The sequence below is a fragment of the Rickettsiales bacterium genome, from assembly GCA_035765535.1.
GTDB lineage: Bacteria > Pseudomonadota > Alphaproteobacteria > Rickettsiales > JABCZZ01 > JABCZZ01.
Window position 1 is genome coordinate 149,198 of the sequence record DASTXE010000002.1, and the last position, 22,521, is coordinate 171,718.

Consider the following 22,521-nt stretch of genomic DNA (forward strand, 5'->3'; position numbering starts at 1 on the left):
AGGAGCAAGCCATGACGGATCGTACCCCCACAAAAAACACGCATAATACATCACAAGTATCTGTAAAATCTTTATGTATTATGAATGGCAAGGTATCTTGGGGTGCTGTTCTTGCTTTGTTTGAGGTAGAACCCCGGTCAGCTAGCTAATTTTCTAACGGACAATATATTCGCCAAGCGCTTTACGCCATTGCTCCAATTTTTGTGCGCGCGTGATGTTGGCGCGGGCGGGGCTGGTGGAAGGCAGCACTGTATGAGGAATCGCAGCGGCGCGAGCAGGCAGGGAAGTCACTTTGCGCCGGAACAATTCATTCGCCTTCTGCCCGTTGAAGAAGATGTGCGCTACTTCTTTGTGCGGCGCAAAAAATCCGGCGAAGTCATTGGCGATAATGCTGTCAGGCGCAATATTGGAATCGAGGCTTCCCGGCCTGAGCGCCGAATGGCAGACATCCCATAATGCAATACCATGTCGTTTCAGCTGCGCCAGCCGTTCAGTATAGGGCAGTTCAGGAAACGCGCCGACAAGCTCACCCATGATCCACCAGAAACTGTTATGCCTGAGCGCGTAATATTCGCCCTGCCGCAGCGACTCAGCGCCCGGCAGCGTGCCCAGAATAAGCACCCGTGCATCCTTGTCCGCTACAGCGTCAAATCCGGTGCATTGCATGACGCACCTTAAACAGCATCGGGTGGAGTATGGCGTAATGCTTCTACAACGCGCGCGATAACGCCGCCCCAGTCGTTGATTTCCTGCTGCCGGAAAAGCCGTGCCGTGGGATACCAAGGGCTGTCTTCCCGGTCCAGCAGCCAGCGGTAATCCGGCACAACGGGCAGCAACACCCACGTCTTCTTTCCAAGCGCGCCCGCCAGATGCACCAGCGATGTATCCACCGATATCACCAGATCCATCTCGGATGCCAGCGCCGCCGTATCGGAGAAATCTCTCAGCTCATGAGCAAGATGCGTAATCGAAGAGGACGCAAGAAACGCCGCGTCGCTTTCCCGCACTTCTTTCTGTAGTGAGAAAAACTCAAAATCCATCTCCAGCAGGGGCTGCAGCAGATGCAGCGCAATGCTGCGGTTATGGTCGTTCACATGCTTGGCGGCGCCCGACCATGCGATGCCGATTCTCGGCCGCGTTTTCGCTCCGAGCCGCGCCTGCCATTCAAGCAGCGTTGCAGGGGGGGCATGCAGATAAGGCACTTGCGCCGGAACGGTTTCAACGGTGGTTTTAAAAGCATGCGGCAGGCTCATGAGCGGGCAGTGAAAATCAAATTCTCCCGTGAAACACTGTGTTTCCATCACCTGCCCGGAATAATCGGCGACACTGGAGACAATCTGAACCAGCGGAGCCTGCACCTCCATTATGACATTGGCTCCCAGCGCTTCCACCATGGAAGCATAGCGGCAGAATTGCAGCGTATCCCCGAATCCCTGTTCCGAATGCAGCAGGATGGTCTTGCCCGCAAGCGGTTCCGCGCCTAGCCACAGAGGCTGTTCGAACGGCCTCGCATCGGCGCTGCTGGTGTCGGCATGTTTCCAGCGCCATTCATATTCCCTCCAGCCCTCCTCGAACTCTCCGAGCAGCAGCTTGAGCAGGGCCCTGTGAATCTGGGCTTCCGCATAATCCGGCTGGAGCGCGATAGCTCTCTCATACTCTATGAGCGCTGCGCTGTAGCGCTGCAGATTCTGGAGAATGAAACCGAGATTGCTATGCGCTTCTGCATAATCGGGTTTGCTTGCGAGCGCGGCATGATAAGCGGCGTATGCCTCCTCATACCTTCTTAAGCCCAGCAGAGCATTCCCGCGGTTATTATGCGCTTCTGCGAAGCCGGGTATAATGCCCAGCGCCTTATCGCAGCTTGCCAGCGCTTCATCATAGCGCTTCAGGTTCCGCAGGATGGAACCGCGCGTGCTATGCGCTTCCGCATGATTGGGAGATAGGGTGAGAGCGCGGTCGCAGCTCTCCAGCGCTTCCTCATATCGCTTCAATCGCTGCAGGATAATGGCGCGGTTGTTATGGGCGTTCGCATAACCGGGCTGCAGCATGATCGCGCGGTCGCAATAAGCCAGCGCCTCTTCATACCGTTTCAGCTGCAGCAGGGCGGCAGCGCAGGTATTGCAGGCAACTGCATTTTCAGGAGCAAAGGTGAGCGCCTTCTGGCAACTTTCTACGGCCTCCTGAAACCGCTTCAGGCTGAATAGCACCGTTGCGCGACTGTAGTACGTGTCGGGATTTTCTGCGTTATGGGAAAGGGCGGCATCGTATTTAACAAGCGCCTCGCGATATTTATGCTGCATGGCCAGCGCGCTGCCGTAATTATGATACGCCATCGCATGTTTAGGGTTAGCGGCGATAGCCTTATCCAGAAATTTTATAGCTTTCGCAGGCGCACCGCGCTGAATCTCAATCACACCGAGCAGCGTCAGCACATCCGCATTCTTCGGGGAAGCGGCCAGCAACTGCCGGTAAAGCTTCTCCGCCTCATCAAGATTCCCCGCCTGGTGCAGCGCCATGGCCTGGGTTAAGCGATCGTTACTGGAAGGAGTCTGTTGCATCCGCTTTTCCTTGATGGATTGCTAAAACCATAAAGCCTGAATGCAATATTGCAACGATTGAGTACAGACTTTGTCGATACGCCCGGATGTGCCGATGCTGAATGTATAGCATCTTAAGAAATAGTGGAGTATGATTTGGCCCATATTCAGGAGGATAGTATGCATATAAAACCTGCCGCTCTGAAACCGTTAAACAGTATATCCCTGACGCATGATGAGAATGTCATACTAAAATGGCTTCGCACCGTTGCGTGGGAAGCCGTGAAAGTAGGAAGCGAACCTTTCCTGAAAGCAAAAGTGCCGCAATATTATGGCGGCATACAATTATACCGGTTGCAGGCAGGCGGGGCTCCTGCCGGAGCACTCGGGGCGCTGGAAATTTTTATCAAGAAATTAGCTATTCACGGCATCATAACCAAGCAGGGGCTTTACCCGGTCGAGGGGCATGGTGCACAGCCTCGCTACCTGTCACTCAGGAAAACGGATCTGGATAATCTGGTGGCCGAGGAAGAGGATGAACTGTGAGGGCAGAAGCTGATCAGTAAGTATTTTGCGGACTTAAACGGACGGTGCCGAAGGGGAGGTTGGCTGGGGTGCCAGGGATCGAACCTGGGAATGGTGGAATCAAAATCCACTGCCTTACCGCTTGGCTACACCCCAACTAGCGGACGTTATAATCGTGACAAGCCGCAAGAAGCAAGCATATTGTGAAGGAAATTTCCTACTTTGTGCCACATATCCTTAAAAATATAAGGAAAATCAGGCATGGTATTTTATAACATATTTATAAAACCCGCTTTTTTGCCTGTCTCAAAGAAATAATCCAGATGCTAGACTACGCCTTCTTCCGGCCCGGTGTGGCCCATGAAATCGCAAGCTCGTTGATGTGGTCCAGCAGGTCGTTGAGTTCATGGCCGCGCTTGGTAAAGCTGTAGCTCACCCGGGGCGGGATGGTCGCTTCCGCGTGCCGGTTCAGGATTCCGGCATCTTCCAGCATGCGCAGGCGGTCGGTCAGCACTTTAGCGGAGATCGCGGGCATCTGTTTCTTGATCTGACCGAAACGCATCGGGCCGTTCTGATGGATAAGCCATAAAATATATGTGGTCCACGGGCCGGTGAGTAACGTCAGCAGCCCATGCATGGGGCATCGTATATCGCTATAGTCGCGGACATCGCGGAATTGCTGCTTGGGAGCCATATGGTTACTTACAGGTAATTAGTTACTTTAAGGTACCTACTTGTTTAAACATACTAATAGCATATTTTGTAATCGTTAACCAGTGATGATTTGTAACAATTAAAGGAGATATTTATGAAGCTATATTACACCCCCGGCGTTTGCTCCCTTTCCCCGCATATCATATTGTGTGAAGCGGGGTTTCCCTTCACGCTCGAAAAGGTGGATCTGAAAACCAAGAAAACCAGTTCGGGCAAGGATTTCAATCAGATCAATCCCAAATCCGTGGTGCCGGTGCTGGAGTTGGATAACGGGGAAATTCTGACGGAAGGTCCGGCCATCGTGCAGTATCTGGCCGACCTGAAACCGGAAGCGAACCTCGCTCCCCAATCCGGCACGATGGAGCGCGTGCGCCTGCAGGAATGGCTGAATTTTATCAGTACCGATATGCACAAATCCCATTGGGCGATCTTCCATGTTGCGGAAGCCGGGGAACAGGCAAAACAGGCCTATATCGGCAAGATCAAGAAAAACTACGATTTCGTTGCGGATAAGCTTAAAGGAAAACAGTACCTGCTGGGCGACCAGTTCACCGTCGCGGATGCGTATCTGTTCACCATCCTGACCTGGCATAAGGCTGTGGTGACCGATCTTTTAGCCTGGCCGGTGTTGGTGGATTATATGAAACGCGTCTCCGCCCGCCCGCATGTGCAAGAAGCACTGGAGGCAGAAGGCGCCAGCGCCAAAGCGGCTTAATGTTATAGGCAAACTCCAAAGGCTTTACGGTTCGCCGTAAAGCCTTTCTTTTTGAATATTCTATATATTAAGGCATTCTTCACACAATCTTCACAAATCCTAAATTGAAACAAAAAGGTTAATGGTCTAATGTGATAGGGTACGCCATTTTTGTAAGTGTAAAAACGCTACGGAAAGGGGCTTCAGTGGATAGAGGTTTATCCACTACCACATTGCTGGAATGTTTTGCTGACTTGACCCCAGAAAGGAGTCAGGCGTGTCTACAAGAATGACACCGGCAGGTAAGTTTGTTTTAGTAGCTCTTGTCGGCGTGATTGGGCTCTTGCTTGTTGATGTTGGCCTATGGATGATGCCCTTGTGGGAACCCTTCGAGTTCATTCTTACCGGGGCTACCTTCATCGGAGCTGCGGGAATCGGATGGAAGCTAACGAAGTCCTCTCGTCAGGCCGTCCAGATCGCCGATTTGGAAAAGAGGGTGTTGAATCTGGAAGGAATCATACTACGTGCGAGTCGGCCTCGGCAACGCTGATCTCCAGCTATAAAAGAACTTGCGGGGGTAGGAAACTACCGGTTCTTAGTATCCTGTTGCTTTGAAGTACGAAGAGTGCTTTTAAGCTTGGAGAGTTCCCGCACCCTAACACTCAATCCCAAAATTCAAAAATACTCACGTAGCGGCATTACTGTTCCCTGAAAGCGTCATGCGTATGACGCCGCAGTGGGGAGAGTAGGTACTGAATGATATGACGAGACCCAGTCTTAATTTCCACAGTGACAGCCATGCCGGGTTCAAGATTCACAAGCTGGCCATCCACAGGCATAGCGGTTTTATCCAGGCTGACGCGTGCGGCATAAAGCAATTCCTGCCCTGCGGGTTCGCTGCTGCTGTCACTGGCGCCGTTCGGTTGCTTCTTATCACCCGGAGGCTTTTCCTGCGTGATCGAATCCCGGGAAACGGATTCCACTTCGCCATGCAGTAACCCATATTCGGTAAAGTTGAACGTATCGATCTTGATTTCCGCTTTCTGTCCTGCATGGACGAAACCGATATCATGATTCTTCACCATCGCTTCAATTTCCAGATGACTCGTGGCGGGCACAATGGCAAGAAGCTGCTGGGCAGGCGTCACCACCCCGCCGACTGTATGCACGACAAGCTGCTGCACGGTGCCGTCTACCGGAGCAGTGAGTGTCTGCAGGCGGTATTTCTGCGCGGCCTGCACAAGCTGCTGTTGCAGACTGTCAGCCTTCTGTTCTGCTTCTGCAAGGTCTTTCAATGTCGTATGACGGTATTCGGCTTCCGTCTGCTTGCGTTGTTCATGCAGTGCCGCGACCGTAGCCTCTGCTTCTGCCAGTTTGCCCTGCTGCACCTGCAGGTCGCCCTGATGCTCGATCAGATCCTGCTTTGTGCTGAGTGCTTCAAGCTTGGAGCCGTAGCCTTTCTTGGCCAGGTAGTCGCGAGCGGCAGAACGCTTTTCCAGATAAGGAATACTGTCATGCAGTTTGGCAATAGTTGCTTTCACCGAATCTCGATCTCCCTCATGCTGGGTAATCTGACGGTCAAGCCCATCCAGCTTGGCGCGGATTTCATCCAGCTGATTATGCAGCAGCGTTTCCTGCAATGTGATCTGGGCATCAGTTGCACCTTCAGGGGCAACAAAGCCGTCATCCTTTTTGCCGGATTCAAATGCTGCCGCGGCCTTGAGCCTTGCGACATCGAGCATGGCCTGCATGGTTTCGCCTTTCAGGCGGTCGCGTTCCGCTTCGCTGATGGTCGTGTCGATCTCAATCAACACATCACCCGCTTTAACCTTCTGCCCGTCCTGCACATGGATGGCGCGAATAACACCGCTATCCAGCGGCTGGATGAGTTTGATACGTCCAGTAGGAATAATTTTACCGGTGGCAGTCGCAATAATATCGACCGATCCGAAAATAGCCCATAACAGTGCGATGACGAAGAAAGAGATGATACTGCCCGCGACCATGCGCCCGGCCGGAGAGGGAGGGGTCTCGATAATTTCAAGCGCCGCCGGGAGGAACTCGGTTTTGTGCGATTTGGAGGTGGCAATATCCAACGCAGTCTCGGCCTTCTTGACCAGATGTTCCAGCCTGCGGGTTCCGTCTACAGCTTCCCAGCCTGCCTGCGCCTGTTCAGCGCCTTTACGAATCCATTTGGAGGGCAGATGTACTAATAGTTTTTTCATCGTTAACCTCCCTGCATGTTCCAGAGGGTGGCGTAGCGGCCATTCTGCGTAATCAGCCGGTCATGCGGGCCGTCCTCGACGATATGGCCTTTTTCAATCGTGATGATGCGGTCACAATGGCGCACGGCGGAAAGACGATGGGCGATGATGATGACCGTGCGTCCTTTGACGATATACTGCATGTTATGCTGGATGATGCGTTCGCTCTCATAATCCAGCGCGCTCGTCGCTTCGTCGAATATCAGGATGCGCGGGTTTGTCACCAGCGCGCGGGCAATGGCGATGCGCTGGCGCTGGCCGCCGGAAAGGCTGGCTCCGCGTTCGCCGACGGGAGTATCGTAGCCTTGTGGCAGTTCAAGAATGAATTCATGCGCGCCTGCGAGCTGCGCAGCTTGAACAACCTGCTCAATCGGCATGCCGGGATCGGCCAGCGCAATATTGTCGCGAATGGAGCGGTTGAACAGCATGTTTTCCTGCAGCACTACGCCGATCTGACGGCGCAGCCAGGAAACATCCACCATCGAAAGATCCACGCCGTCCACTAGCACGCGACCTTTCTCCGGCACATAAAGGCGCTGGGCCAGCTTCGCGAAAGTCGATTTGCCGGAGCCGGACGAACCTACAATCCCCAGTACCTGTCCGGCCTGAATCGTCAGGTTCACATTATGCAGGATTTCCGGGCCGTCAAAACGGTAACGGAAACCGACATGCTCGAAACTGATCGTGCCTTTGATAGCGGGCAGGGCAGTGCGTCCGGGAGTAAAGAGTGGTTCCGGCGGTGCATTAAGAATATCGCCGAGTCGGTCGATAGAGATTTTTGCCTGATGAAAATCCTGCCAGAGCTGCGCCAATCGCAATACCGGCTGTGCTACACGCCCTGCCAGCATGTTGAACGCGACAAGTTCACCGATGGTAAGATCCCCGGCAATCACGGCCTTGGCGCCGAAATAAAGTGTTGCGGCTGTTACGAGCTTGCTGACCAGCTGCACGCCCTGGCTCGCCCAGTTGCCGAGATTGAGCACGCGGAAACTTGCATGCACGTATCCGGCAATCTGTTCTTCCCATTTGCGCTGCATCTGCGGTTCCACTGCCGTAGCCTTCAGCGTTTCAATGCCGGTGATGCTTTCAACGAGGAACGCCTGGTTCTCTGCGCCGCGATTGAATTTTTCATCTAGGCGCTGGCGGAAAAGCGGCGTCGCACAGGCCGAGATCACAATATAAAACGGGAACGATGCGAGAACGAGAAAAGTCAGCCACAAAGAATACCACGCCATGACGGCGAGAAAGACGAAGGTGAAAAACACATCGATCACAAGCGTAAGGGCGGAACTGGTCAGGAAGTTACGGATGTTCTCAAGCTCGCGCACGCGCGCTACACTATCGCCTGCGCGGCGGGATTCAAAATAGGCAATCGGCAGCGCCACGAGATGGCGGAACAGGCGCGCGCCTAATTCAACATCAATACGGCTGGTCGTATGGGAAAATACATAAGTGCGCAGCGCCGTTAGTGCGCTTTCAAACAGTGAAATACCCACAAGGCCTATAACCAGAACGTCGAGTGTTTCCATGCCGCGATGCACCAGCACCTTGTCGATCACCACCTGGAAGAATAACGGTGAAATCAGGGCAAAAAGCTGCAGGAAGAATGAAGCAACCAATACCTCACTCAGCAAACGGCGGTATTTATGCATGGCCTGCAGGAACCAGGTTACATCGAATCGGCGCGCGAGTTCGGATAGGCCAGCGCGGCGTGCCATGAGAATCAGTATGCCGTTCCATTGCTCCTCGAATTGCTCGCGGGTAAGCAGCTGCGGTGCGCCGATGGCCGGATCGTGCACCAATGCACCGTCATCGGAAATTTTGGCTAAAATAACAAAGCTGCCGTCGCGGCGCTGGGCAATGACAGGAAGACTTAAATCGGCCAACTCCTGCCATTGCGAGGTAATAGCACGTACCTTGAGTTTAAGTTCTTTCGCAGCGCGTACAAGGTCGGTCACACCGAGTGCCTTACCATATTGATGGATCAGATGTTCCGGCTCCACCGCGATCCCATGAAAGCGCAGCATCAACACCAGTGCGGCGATGGCGGTAGGGTGCTGGAGCTCAGTGGAATCTTCAGTCATAAATTATTGCTCACCGGAAGTAGGAACCTGATACTGGGCATCATCCTTGCTGAACCCGATCCACTGGCCTTTAACATCGTTATAATGCGTTGCAGGATCATAATAAGTAACCGGAAGCTTAAGCTGATCGGCCGTCAGTTCGCCGATAGCTGCACGAATTTGCACCATGGCAAGCTGTTCGTCATGCTGTGAGCGGGCGAGATCGATTTTGGCATCGAGTAATTCCTGCTCGGCATTGAGCACGTCGAGCATTGTGCGTGTGCCGACCTTGGATTCGATCGTGACGCCTTTGAGTGCTTTGGTGTCAGCCGTGACTTCATTTCTATCGGCATCACTTGCCGTGCGTGCTGTGAGCAGGGACATCCAGCCGTTGCGGGCATCCTCTGTTGCTTTATGGCGCGCTTCGTCCAGCTCCATCTTGCGCTGCGTCAAAGTCTGTTCGGCTGCGCGGATACGCGAATAATCTTCTCCTGAACGGTAAAGCGGCATGGTAGCCTGCACCATCACCTGGCTTGAATCCTCGCGGCCCGGAATCGTGCTGCTCTGTCCCCAGTCGCGGTCGCGACTGGCAACCAGATTCACTTCCGGCAACAGGCTGCCCTTGTTAAGTTTGACCTCCGCCTTTTCCTCCTCAACCGCGAATTCGGCACTGGTGACGCCCGGATTATGGGGGATTTTCTGGAGTGTATCTTCCAGTGTCGCAGGCAATGCCAATGCGGCGGGTTTATTGCTCAATGTGCCCGGCATATGGCCTATGAGCCGCTGGTAGCTGGCACGGTCTTCCTCCACGGAATTTTCGGCCTGCATGCGGCTGACTTCGCCGCGCGCAAGGCGGGCTTGCGCCTGTTGCACATCGGTCTGGGTAAGATCGCCATGCTGGTAACGCACCTGCGTTTCCGTAAGCTTATCCTTCAGCACCTGCACGTTGTCGCGCTGGGCGTCAAGAATCGCCTGATCGCGTACGAGATGCAGGAAGGTTGTGGCCGTATCGAGAAATAATTGCTGCTCAGCCTGCTGGAGCTTGGCACGACCTTCCATCACCTGCTGCTTGGCGGCTTCGGTTTCTTCAATCGTGCGGAAGCCGCGGAAAATCGGCTGGGTCAGTTTGACACCGCCTCCATGAGCCTCGCTGGCATAATGTCCGCTGCCGAATACATCCAGTCCCGGCACACGCTGCCAGGTTCTTCCGACATGCGCATTTGCGTCAATACTTGGGCGCCAGTGGCTCAGCGCCTGCGAGACCTGTTCATCCGTGGCCCGAAGAGCGGCACGCTGTGCCTGTAAGGACGGATTAAGTCCATATGCATCCGCCCATGCACTTTCCAATGTTTCCACCGCACTGGCTGCAAGGGGACATACTGCCACTGCAACCGCCAACCACATTCCTAACTTACTCTGCATCCGGACACGCAACCTATAAATCTCGTAAACGCCTGATATTTTCTACCGGAGGACTATTAACATCAGTTAACGTTATGTACAGCAGATTTTGTGTTATTCGTGCTATAAAAAGACAAAAATACCTGTTGCCAATGTGCAAATGATACAATCAATCCTTTGGGGTGGTGCGTGTCTTTTTGGGAGGTTGTGTGGCGCGGAGGCAACATAACATATTGATAAATATGTGTCTTGATTATGGGAGAAGAGGTTGGTAAACCAGTGGCAACAATAGTGCCGGACTCTTTCCGGGACTTCCCCATATAACCTACTAATACTGGAAGCTTTATGACACAGATTTTCAATGAATCCAATGCCGCCATTAACCTTGCTGCTAATGCCACGGCCAATATTACGGGCAATAACAATACGGTGACCGGCAGCACCGGTGAAAATATTGCGGAATACGGCAATAATAATAACACGACAGTGGGCACGACCAGCACGGTCTATATGAACGGTTCCGGCAACGCCGTAACCGCAGGTGACGGGGACACGATCAATATTCTCGGCAACGGCCAGACCACGAATGCGGCTTTATTCGATACGATCAATATGTCAAACGGTCTCGTGAACACTTCCGGCAGTGTCTCGTTCAATGTCAACGGCGCGGGCAATTCGGTGAATGCATCAAACAACAACAACGTCAACGTGAACGGCGATAACAACACAGTATATGCGGCTTCCATCACCGGCAGCACTATCGCGTTTGTGGGCGGTAAGAATAACACGGTGACCGCAGGCGTCGGCAATGTCATCACGATTGCTGGAAACGGCAAAACTACCACAGGCATGGATACGGTATATGCCAATAGCGATGTGATCAAACTGTTCGGCACATCGAGCGCGGCTATTTACGGCAACAGCGACACGATCACGGGAAGCCCGTTCGAGAATATTTATGTCAGCGGTAACGGCAACACGATTTCCGCATCGTCAGGCTCTACCGTTACTGTTAACGGCGGTTCAAATACCGTAACGGCTGCCAAGGGAGATATCGTGAATGTGTCCGGCAACTCGCAGGACGGCAGCAATGGCGGTGTCGACATCGTGAATATGTATAGCGGCACGGTTAACCTTGCTTCCGGTTCGGATGCAACGGTGAATGGCGGCAGCGACATAATCAATATGGCACTGTATGAAACGCTGCAGGTCACCGGCAAAGGCCACACGATCAATGGCGTAGACGGCAACACGATCAACATCTCGGGCAACGGCCAGACCACGACTGCGGGTGCGATTGATAATGTTAAGCTTGTCAATGGCACGCTGAACATGAGTGATTCCAGCTCCGCAAGCCTGCAGGGGAATGAAAATACGATTAACCTGGGCAACCATGACGACCTGAATGTAAACGGTAACAATAACACCGTGAAAGCGGGTGGCGTGACAGGCAGCAACATCGCGCTCATCAGCGGAACCAGCAATATTGTCACGGCAGGCGCGGGCAATAACATCAGCGTTGCAGGCGACGGCAAGACGACCAATTCGGATATCATGGATACGCTCTATGCCACCAGCGACAGGATCACCCTGGCGCAGACGGCAAGCGCTCTCATCTCCGGCAACGGCAATACCATCACTGGACAAGGTAATGACGATATTTTTGCCTATGGCAATAACAATGCCACCACAGCAGGAGCAAACAGCAACGTGTTTATGAGCGGTTTAGGCAATACTGTGCATGCCGCGAATGGCGACCATGTAACCATGCTTGGCAACGGTGCGAATGCTACCGCAGCCAATACCGACAACGCCTATCTTTCTGCGGGCACGCTCAATGTCGGAAATAGTTCCACGGTGAACCTGAGCGGCACGGGCGATACGGTGAATCTCGGCAGCCACGATATTGTTAACATTACCGGCAATGACAATAAGATCTTCGGCACTTCCGTCACCGGCAGCACGATTGTATTGAACGGCACGCATAACGCCATAAACGTGGCTCCCGGAAATGTGGTCGTCGTGGAAGGTGACGGGCAGGTGACTTCTGCATCTGTTATGGATTCAGTGTATACCTCAGGCTCTAATGTTAATGTGGCAGATAATGCAAGCGCCATCATCTCCGGTAACAACAATCTAATCAACGCAGCTACGCATGATAACCTGTATATCTATGGTAATAACGATACTGTAAATACGGGAAATAACAGCAATATATACATTAAAGGTACGGGAGAGATGGTGAAAGCCAGTAACCAGAGCACGATTACCCTTGCCGCCGGAGCTTCAGCAACCATAGGCGGTACAAACCTGACAGTGCAGGGTAATGGTAATCAATACCAGTTCGGCTATAATAATATACAGGAAACTATCATCAATGGTGTGTCAACCAATGCAGGTGCAAGCGGTGAACTGGATCTTATAGGTATATCCAAAAACAACGTATGGTTTGAACGTGTGGGCAATAACCTGCAGTTGGATTTTATTAGTTCTACCGACCATGTAACGATTAAGAATTGGTATGCCAACAGCTATTCTCAGCTAGGTAGTATTCATGCGGAGGACGGCGTTATTGACTCGCAGTTAGCAAAGCTTGTTCAGGCAATGGCAACCTACAGCGCCAACCATGCAGGCTTCAACCCCACCACCGCCACTGCAATGCCGACCGACCCGACACTGCAAAGCACGCTCGCAGCAAGCTGGCATTGAGACTGAGTGATAGTTGTTACAGGGAAGGGCAGAATTCAATATTCTGCCCTTTTTGTATTTGAATCGAATAATAAGCCGTACCGATCTTTTGCCAACGTAATAGCGAATAAAGAAGATATTTATGCTTGATAAGAAGCATATTCTGATGTTAAAGGTCGGAGTACATAATTGGCACACATAAACGAACATCCAAAATATAGCAAAGTTTGAAAAACGGCGCTCTATAAAGACACATCTTGCTGCATTTGGAGTATTATTATACTGCTCGCATTAATACAGAATTAAGTTTCATCGAGGAAATATGACGTTTGAAGTTATTAAGACCCCCCATCATGCTATTGTGGATAAAAGCAAGGGCATTACAATAGCGTTGGTACCACGTTCTGTAGGTGGAACAACTGGGGGGGAGCAGTTAGAGTATCGTACTTACCGTTTTAGCAAAGGGGATTTGCAGTTTCTCTTTAAGGTAGCTTTTATTGGAACTCGCATGGCGTTGCCGCAGCAAGAGAATGATCCCGATAACGTTACCAAGCCAGGAGTTAATACCCTGTTCATTTTGGAAGATAGCTTGCAAAAGGGATTAACAGAAGGATTGGATAAGGCTCCGACCGATAAAGAGTATCAAGAAATTAAAGCACTTATTAAAGAAGCTTTTGATGTGCATGTGCAGGGTGCTAATGCCGAAAGTATAAAACCATATTGCTACCAAGTGTTGATCGATAAAAATATGGATAGCATTGCGAAGAAATATCCGAACCGAATGCCAAACTACGAGCACTGGGCAAAGGCTTACAATAAAACTATGCCAGAGGCTATATAGCTACGAAGCAATTTTGCCGCGAAAGCTGGGCAAAATCTACAATTAAATCATAATCATGCACAAAAATTAGGGTTCTATGTTAAATCCTGTCAATTTCTATGTTAACCAAGCTCTTGCCCGTTCAGCATATCAAGGACTTCTTTCTCCAGAGCAGGCAACTATCTTGCGGAACTTTTATAGCAGTGCGCAAATGAGTAATACTGTTGCACAAATGAATTCACGGTCAGCTACAGTCAGCGGAAAAACTACATTAAACTTGTATAGTGGTTATGATGGATTAGGTTCTGGCATGAATGATTATGCCAATGTGGCAACAACTTCAACTACGCCTAATGCTTACACTATTGATCAAACTGCAGCCACAGCATATTTGAAAGTACAAGAATCTACAATATTACAGAATTTTAACACAGCACTAACTGATGCGGGATTGCCAACTATACCGCTCACTGATGATCTAGGTAACCCTACGGCAGAATCTTTTCAGGTGCTGGAGCCAATATGGCGAATTAACTCAGAGAACACAGTTGCTGCAGCAATTAATGCAAAAGTGACACTGAATGCTTATATCAGTAATGCTACTAGCGATTCTGTATTTGCTCAAAACGAGATTATGACTGCGGTCAATTCTGGTGCAAAAATAGATGGTTTTACGTCTGCCGAGCTCTCTAGCACGACAGCGCTTACAGACCTTGCAAGCTACACTTCAGCCAATTTAACCAATAATATAACTCTTGCTTACGATATAAATACGCAACAGCCATTTAATGCCTTTAATACCTCCACGACTGATTCTTATATCACTGAAAGTCAGGCGGTAAGTAGTATGCCCGCAGATGAACTTTCGATATTGACAGGCGCTGCCAAGATCAGTCAGGCGATGCAACAAATAGCAGCTACCAATCCTCAACTTGCTGTTGCTCTGGAAGGGCTTACGAGTGGTTTGCAGCGAGTTGGTTATGCGATGATTGCCTATGATGCACTGAGTTCAGGGAAGGAAGCGGTACAGCAGGCAGTGAACGGCGATATTCAAGGGTCATTACTTACTGTGCAGCAATGCTATGCCCGTATAAAATTAGGTCTAGTTGGTGCTGAACTTGGATCTACTGTTGGCGCTGAATTTGGTTCAGTTGTAGGTCCTGTAGGGACAGTGGTAGGGGGAATAGCAGGTGGAATAATTGGTGCTTATTCGGGAGCAACCAGTGCTAACGCAATAGTTACTGCCATTAATCAAGGGATGCAGAATATCGCTCGAACTATTAGTCAGGCAATATTAAGTCAGGATCCAAATTTCTCTGCAAAGTTTGGTGGCAGTAATCTTGCAAGCTTTCTTACACCAGACAGCAATGGAGTTTACCAACTTCCTTCCGGCCCGCTATTTGTCGGAAACACCAATCAGCTCTTGGGAGCTATCAATGGTAATGGTTTAAATACAGATGGCCAGGGCAATACAACCGTCCAGATATTGTCATCCTCTGTTTCACAGACTATTTCCCAGCAATCCAACGGCCGAGTTCTAAGTCAATATAATATTAATGTTGCCGCAAATAGTAATTTTGATCCAGGAACTATTTCCTCTAGCACTGATCAATCCGCCGGGAAATTTATAACATGGACTGAACCTGTTTCCCAGAATGTATACAGAGGGCAAGTAGTATATGTAAATAATGGCAACTATATGGTTGACTCTAATACAGTCCTACCGTTGTCGGATGCGGGTAATAGAATAACTGTCCTTCCTCGTGACCGTCTGTGGTCCATTCCTCCTGGAAATGTTACTAAAATTGAAGCTGCTTCTCCGTCGGTAGATACGAATGTTACTTTACAGAAACAGAGTGCTAATGCTGACGGTTCTTACACTGAATTCGATCAGACTATTGGAAATAATGGATTGCAGTCCTCAGATACTAAGACGACTTCTTCCAATGGCCGGACTACCTATGACGCAAAGCAGTACCAGAATGGCACCTTGGCGCAGGAAACCATCACTACACCGGATGGCGATATTATAGTCACCGATCTTCCGCCTTTGACGGGTACGAATGCCAGTGCGACGATAATTCTAGATAAAAAGGGAAATGTGAAGAAAGGGCCGGATGCGGCAAGCTTCAATTACCAGCAATTCCAGAATGTGGCGGCGAATGCCTTGGCGACGCAGGTGATTGCGCAGTTTTTATTCAAGAATCACTTAGCGCCTTCAATTATAGCACAGGCGACAGCGACAGCAGCATTGAACACGGCTCTTCCGCCGAGTGCAACAGCGCCACAGGGCTTTATGACTAATTATGCTGTTGGCATCGCCAATATCATGAGCAGCATCGGTGGTTCTGCCGCGGGTGCTGCTTTGTTCCGTGAACTTGGGCTGCCGCAACAGATAGGGGCGGTATTAGGAAGCGCTGCCGCGACTACCTATCTTACCCCTATTACTGCGCCGGTTATTGCACAGATTGAAAGTTATGTTACAGGTACGGTGGTAAATGCAACAGTTACAGCGACTGACTTTTTCCCTAATCTTACCAATATAGGAGCAACCGCAATTGGTGATCTTATCGGAGAAGATTTAAGCAAATTGGTGATTGGTTCACCCAATGAAGGGGCAACGTTCGGCGGTGCTGTTGGAGGAGCTATAGGTGCCGCAATCCTTACCGGTACCGGTACTGAAATTGGAGCAGCTCTTGGTTCTATTGTTCCCGGACTCGGTACGCTTGTCGGTGCTGCGGTAGGCTCATTCCTTGGTTCTATTATCGGCAGCGTATTTGGACCGGGCAAAAGTGTTGGTCCCAACGCTTCCGCAGGCATTGGCTATGATGCCGCATCTGGGAAGTTCTATGCCGGACCTGCCAATCAGGATAATGGCGGCGATCCTGCCATTGCAGCTAACATGGCGGCAGCATGTGTCGCGGAATTAAATGGTATTCTTTCCACGGTTGGAGGGCATATTACCAATACAGGTAGTATCGCTAGCTTTGGGTTAGGGTATTACGCTGAAACCGGGTTCTTCGCATACTTTAAACCGGGCGATGATAAAACAAATCTTTATGGCGATCCAACCGGTGCTATTGATAATGCCTTGCTGCATGAAATACGCAGTTTAGTAGTTCAGGGCGGCAATCCATTCATGGAATATGCTTTGAATCATAGCACGGCGACCACAACAGCGGGATTAATCAGTGATCTGAATGCGGCGTATGATTACGGTCAGTACTTAACTAATCCTATACTGTTTGATGTTTCTCTGGCGTTGGCAAACAATGCAACTCAGTACAACACCTGGCTCGCAGAAATGCAGCAGGCGCAGGCGATGGGGTTGACCAATGCGCCGGGTGAGGCGACGCTGAACGGCACGGTCTATACCGATACGGCAGCCAATATCGCAGCCAATATGGAAATACTGCATGATTTCATTACCAGCAATGAAATTACGCAGATCAACCTGAGTGACGGCGGCACGCCGACGATTACTCTGACTGCGGCACAGGCCATACAATATGGCGATGTACTGAGCAAAATCAATGGCGCACATCGAGTCATTGTTGCCGATACCGCTGCAAATATAGCCATAAATTATAACATACTGCAGGGAGAATTAAATAGTGGTGCGATTGCGACATTAAAGTTCACAGATACCAGCATACTGCATTTTGATGCTGCGTCTAATGTTACTATTGCAAATGCTTCGGGATTAAAAGGTTTCAATGTTGTTATAGGCTCACCGGGATCGGATGTATTTTCCAATAGTGGGATTAGCGGCCCTGTTACTTTTATAGGCGAAGGGGCTCCTCAATATGGAGGTGATACATACGATATTACTTCCGCCAATGGTGATGTAATGATTAGTTGCCTTCCCACCGACGGTGCCGTCAATATTACTATTAATAACGATCCCAACACAGGTCTGCTGACATTGTATCCAAATGGGGGTGCTTTAGTTGGTAATGATGCCATCTATACAGGCGCTACAACAATAGTTATGCAAGATTTTACAAACTATCTTTACTATTACATAACTTCTCTTCCAGGTTCTAATGCGTCCAGTGTACTTACTTACGATGCGTATTTTAGTACCCATCCGCAGCATGCCAGCATGGCGGCAATATTGACTCAGATAAATAATATCATACCCTATTTTAATAATACTGTTGAGCCTTTTAGTGTTACCTTCATTGATACAGCAGCTAATGTGGTTAGCAACATCGATGCTATTCAGGTGCTTTATAATCAAGGAAGATTGGCAACCATCAATCTGACGGATAGTGGCACTCCGGTATTGAGCCTTACAGCCTTCCAAATTACAGATGATGCAAATGCATTGAGCAAGATCAATCGGTCTTATACGGTCAGCATCTCTGATCAGGCTACAAATGTCGCTGCCAATATTAACGCCATTCAGGCTCTTGCAACACAGGGTAAAATTACATCCATTACTCTTACCGATAGCGGCACTCCCACGCTTACGTTAAGCGTTGCACAGCTAAGTGACACAGCAGCACTGGCTGTTATTAGCCAAGCCTATCATATAGTATTGTCGGATAGCTCGACGAATGTTGTTGCGGATTTGGACGCAATAAATGCGCTCGTGGTGAGCGGTAAAATCACTTCTATCAGCCTGACAGATGGCGCGGCAGCCAATCTGCAGTTAACCGCAGCACAAATCGTGAATGATGCCGCGGCGCTCAATCTCATCGCAACGAACAATGCCATTGCTTTGACTACCTCTGGCACCAATATGAGCATAGGCTTGAGCAACAGGAACATCACGCTTGCGGATAACAGCTCGGCAACTTTAACCGGCAGCAGCGATACGATTAATCTGGGCAACAACGATAGTCTTACGGTGTCTGCAAATAACGACACTGTTATTGCCAACAATGTTACGGGCAGCACGATTTCCATCACTAGTGGCGTGAATACAGTCACCGCTACCGCCAACAATACGATTAATATTGCTGGTGACGGTCAGGTTACTACTGCATCCAGCATGGATACGTTAACCGCAACGGGTGATACTATCAATATGGCTGCGGTTTCCAGCGCGGCTATCAACGGCGGCAATAATACGATAAGCCTGCTAAGCAATGATAATATTTATATTTCCGGCGCTGGCAACGCGATTACCGTAGGCAGCAGTGATAATGTTACGATTACGGGCAACAGCAATAGCATTACCAAAACATCAGGTGTTTCCGCTGCAGGTGATATTATAACCTTCGATGGCCAGGCTGTGGCGAGTAATGTGGTGGCATGGGGAGCGGTAACTCCTTATGGCTTAACCTATACGCTCAACGGCACTACTTTAAGCATAGCTTACGGTGCGGATTCTCTTACCATCAACGGCTTCCAGAATGGCGATTTCGGCATCAATACGACGGCAGCTATTACGACGTATACGACGAGTAACGGCACAATAAATATTCCTGCTTCCTCTAGTGCGCTCATCAATGGAAGTGGGGATACGATCACCAGCGGTGTGAATGACACTCTTTATATCAACGGTAACACTAACACGATCAATGCGGCTAGCGGTAACAAGGTGACCATAAATGGTGGCGGTGACACGCTGACCATTGCCAGCGGCGGCGTGGTGAACGTGTCGGGTAACGGCACGACCGGCAGCAATGGTGGCGTAGATACGGTCAATGCATCCAGTGGCTCAGTCACTATAGGTGCCAGCTCGGATGTTAAAATTAGCGGCTCTACCAATACAGTAACGCTGGCTGCTTCAGATACGGTTGTGGTGGGAGGTTCCAGCAACACGATCAATGCAGTGGCCGGAGATACGATCTATACATTCGGCAACGGCCAGACGACAACGGCTTCACTGCTGAACGTCGTCAATGCCGCAAGCGATACAATCGGGCTTTATAGCTCCTCCAGCACCAAAGTAATTGGCGGCAGCAATACCATCACGACGAGTGCCAGCGACAACCTGACGGTCATCGGCAATGGTAATACGATTACAGCAGCCGGGAGCAATACCATCACGATCAATGGCGGTGGTAACACGGTCAGTGCCGCAAATGGAGATATCATTAACATCTCCGGTAACGGCATCACCGGTGCGAATGGCGGCATCGATACGGTCAATATGTATTATGGCACCATTAACGTGGCCGCTAATACCGACGTTAAGGGCAATTATTCAGGCAATGCGATCAATGTATCAAATAACGATACAATAAGTGTTTCCGGTAATGCCAATACGGTGACTTCCACCGGCAGCAATACGTCGATTTCTGTAACGGGTAACAATAACATCGTTAATGCCATAGCATCCGATACGGTTACCATTGCCGGTAACGGCGACACGGTCAACACCACCGGTGCAGCTACGATCTCCCTGTCCGGCTACAGCAATATTGTAAATGGAGCTAACAACAGCATTACGCTTGCAAGCGGAGCAACTGCTACAATCAATGGCAATGGTGATATCGTAACGGTTAATACAAATAATAGTATTTCTCTAACTGGTGCTGGAAACACCATTAACGTAGCTTCCAATATTACCCCAACGGGAGACACTATCACACTTGATGGAAAAGCGGCTGCTGGCAACGTTAATTTGGGCGTAACAACCGCTTCCGGTCTTCTCTATACCCTTAACGGTACGGCTCTAACCGTAGCTTACGGGAACGATACTTTCACGGTCAATGCCTTCCAGAACGGGGAGTTTGGAATCAACACCTCTCTGCCGGTCTATAATTCAAACAATGCAACAATCAGTGTTGTAGCCTCTGCGGGCGCAATTATAAACGGCAGCGGCAACACTATTAATGGCAGTACAAACGATACTATATCTGTCAATGGCGGCACCAATACCGTTACCGTAAGTACGGGCAGCAATGTGCAGGTAAATGGTGCCGGCAACACGGTAACGGCTGGTAACGGTGATACTGTGAGCATAACAGGCAACGGCCAGACGACAACGGTTGCTAATTACAATACGGTCAATCTTTCCAACGGCATAGTAAATGCCAGCGATAATGCTTCCTTCACCATCAATGGCTCAGGAAATGGCGCGACTGTTGGTACGGGAATCAATCTCGGAAGCCATGACAATGTGAACGTTAACGGCAACAACAATGCAATAAGCGCGAGCACGGCAACGGGCAGCAATATTTCTGTGGCCGGGACAGCAGATACGATTACTGCTGGCAATGGCAATACCATTAGTGTGTCTGGTAATGGCCAGACGACCACTATTGCCAATTACCATGTCATAAATGCGTCTTCTGGCAGTGTAACAGCAGCAGACAGCACATCGTTTAACCTGAATGGTAGCAGCAATAGTATTAGTGTTGGTAGCAACGATGATCTGAATGTTGTTGGCAATAACAACACCATTAATGGAAGTACTGCAACAGCTGACTTTATTACCCTCAATGGTACTGGCAATATGGCGACCATTTCGACTGGTGGTACTATTTACGTCAATGGCAACGGGCAGACTACTAATAGTTCCTTGATGGATACGCTGTATGCAACGAGCGATACGATTGGTTTATATAGCACATCCTCCGCTCTTATCGTCGGTAACGGTAATACCATTACGGGTGATCCTAACGCCAATATCTACGTTAACGGCAATAGCAATACGATCTATGCTGGTAATGGAAGCAACATTAGCGTTGCTGGTGGTGGCAATACGGTAAGCGCCTCCGGTGGTGATGTAATTAATATCTCTGGCAACGGTACGACAGGCAGCACGGGAGGCGTGGATACAGTAAATGTTTACAGCGCTACCATTAATGTTGCAGCCAATGCAGATGCGCTTGTAAATTATGACCATAATACGATTAACGCAGGTGACAGCGATACTGTTTCCACTGTCGGCAGCAGCAATACGATCACGGGCGGCAATAGCGATACGATGTCCATCAATGGCAGCTACAATACTTTGTCTATTACAGGCACGGGAACCGTGGTTACCCTGACCGGAACGGGCATTAGTAATACCGTTACTTCTGGCAGCGGCAATACGATCAAGGTGACGGGTAACGGGCAGATTACTACAGGCCTGGATACGCTCAATGCCACAAGCGATCTGGTGCAGCTTTATAGTACCTCCAGTGCAAAAGTGATTGGTAACAGCAATACTATTACCACTAGCGCCAGTGACAATCTGACGGTAATCGGTAACGCCAATAATATCACTGCAGCCGGAAGCAATACCATCACGATCAATGGCGGTGGCAATACGGTCAGTGCTGCGAATGGGGATGTAATTAATATTTCCGGGAATGGTACGACTGGTGCCAATGGTGGTATCGATACGGTCAATATGTATTACGGTACGATTAACGTAGCTGCGAATACAGATGTGCAGGGCAATTACTCTGGCAACACAATTAACGTAGCGAATAATGATACGGTGAGTGTGTCCGGTAACGCGAACACGGTGACTTCTACCGGTAGCAGTACGTCTATTACAATTGCTGGGAATAATAATATTACCAATGCAGTTGCATCCGATACAGTTACAATCTCCGGCAACGGTGATACGGTGAATACGACCGGAGTGGCTACAATTTCCCTGACCGGCTACAGCAATATTGTCAACGCTGCGAGCAACACCATTACCATGGCAGCGAGTGCATCTGCGACAATTAATGGTAATAGCAACACGATTTCTGCTTCTACAGGTAATAGCATCACGATCAATGGCGGCGGAAATACTGCTACCACCTCTAACGGGGGCACCATCAGCATATCCGGCAATGGCACGACGGGCAGCAATGGTGGCTTAGATAAGGCTTACATTTCTAATGGCACGGTCAATGTTGGAGCCAGCTCGGAT

At 49.9% G+C, this 22,521-nt stretch carries 12 protein-coding genes and 1 tRNA gene; 6 read left to right on the forward strand and 7 right to left on the reverse strand.

The genetic code is table 11. The features are described from left to right. Positions 1–11 precede the first annotated feature (11 nt). On the forward strand, positions 12–149 hold the full coding sequence (locus VFT64_02930) for a hypothetical protein (protein ID HEU5046776.1): 138 nt from the start codon (positions 12–14) through the stop codon (positions 147–149). Between the two features lie 4 nt (positions 150–153). Here the strand turns inward: VFT64_02930 and VFT64_02935 are convergent, their stop codons facing one another. Beyond that, positions 154–666, reverse strand: coding sequence for a DNA-deoxyinosine glycosylase (locus VFT64_02935; protein ID HEU5046777.1), 513 nt, complete (start codon positions 664–666; stop codon positions 154–156). Between the two features lie 8 nt (positions 667–674). After that, positions 675–2,558 carry a tetratricopeptide repeat protein gene (locus VFT64_02940; protein HEU5046778.1) on the reverse strand — a complete coding sequence of 628 codons (1,884 nt, stop codon included), beginning with the start codon at positions 2,556–2,558 and terminating at the stop codon, positions 675–677. A 159-nt stretch (positions 2,559–2,717) separates the two neighbouring features. Here VFT64_02940 and VFT64_02945 point away from each other — a divergent pair, with 159 nt between their 5' ends. Continuing rightward, the gene (locus VFT64_02945; protein HEU5046779.1) at positions 2,718–3,083 is read left to right on the forward strand and encodes a hypothetical protein; all 366 of its coding nucleotides are present in this window, start codon (positions 2,718–2,720) and stop codon (positions 3,081–3,083) included. A gap of 60 nt (positions 3,084–3,143) precedes the next feature. Here VFT64_02945 and VFT64_02950 read toward each other — a convergent pair. Then, positions 3,144–3,218 (reverse strand) — tRNA-Gln (locus VFT64_02950). A gap of 175 nt (positions 3,219–3,393) precedes the next feature. Beyond that, positions 3,394–3,756 carry a helix-turn-helix domain-containing protein gene (locus VFT64_02955; GenBank protein ID HEU5046780.1) on the reverse strand — a complete coding sequence of 121 codons (363 nt, stop codon included), beginning with the start codon at positions 3,754–3,756 and terminating at the stop codon, positions 3,394–3,396. A 114-nt stretch (positions 3,757–3,870) separates the two neighbouring features. On the opposite strand from VFT64_02955, the gene gstA reads away from it, so the two are divergent. Beyond that, the gene (gene gstA, locus VFT64_02960; GenBank protein HEU5046781.1) at positions 3,871–4,491 is read left to right on the forward strand and encodes a glutathione transferase GstA; all 621 of its coding nucleotides are present in this window, start codon (positions 3,871–3,873) and stop codon (positions 4,489–4,491) included. Positions 4,492–5,168: 677 nt separating this feature from the next. Here the strand turns inward: gstA and VFT64_02965 are convergent. The 3 genes from VFT64_02965 to VFT64_02975 are packed head-to-tail and all read right to left on the reverse strand — an operon-like array spanning position 5,169 to position 10,183. Beyond that, positions 5,169–6,695 (reverse strand): HlyD family type I secretion periplasmic adaptor subunit, encoded by a 1,527-nt coding sequence (locus tag VFT64_02965; GenBank protein ID HEU5046782.1) that lies wholly within the window; start codon positions 6,693–6,695, stop codon positions 5,169–5,171. A 2-nt stretch (positions 6,696–6,697) separates the two neighbouring features. Further along, on the reverse strand, positions 6,698–8,818 hold the full coding sequence (locus VFT64_02970) for a type I secretion system permease/ATPase (protein HEU5046783.1): 2,121 nt from the start codon (positions 8,816–8,818) through the stop codon (positions 6,698–6,700). Between the two features lie 3 nt (positions 8,819–8,821). Then, on the reverse strand, positions 8,822–10,183 hold the full coding sequence (locus tag VFT64_02975; GenBank protein ID HEU5046784.1) for a TolC family outer membrane protein: 1,362 nt from the start codon (positions 10,181–10,183) through the stop codon (positions 8,822–8,824). A gap of 360 nt (positions 10,184–10,543) precedes the next feature. Between VFT64_02975 and VFT64_02980 the strand changes: the two genes are divergently transcribed. From VFT64_02980 to VFT64_02990, 3 genes are all read left to right on the forward strand, one after another. Beyond that, complete coding sequence (locus tag VFT64_02980) at positions 10,544–12,907, forward strand: hypothetical protein (GenBank protein ID HEU5046785.1); 2,364 nt, start codon at positions 10,544–10,546, stop codon at positions 12,905–12,907. A gap of 301 nt (positions 12,908–13,208) precedes the next feature. Next, a complete protein-coding gene (locus VFT64_02985) occupies positions 13,209–13,727 on the forward strand; it encodes a hypothetical protein (GenBank protein ID HEU5046786.1) in 519 nt (172 codons plus the stop codon). 1,678 nt (positions 13,728–15,405) lie between these two features. Further along, on the forward strand, positions 15,406–22,521 hold a 7,116-nt coding region (locus tag VFT64_02990), incomplete at its 3' end, for a hypothetical protein (GenBank protein HEU5046787.1).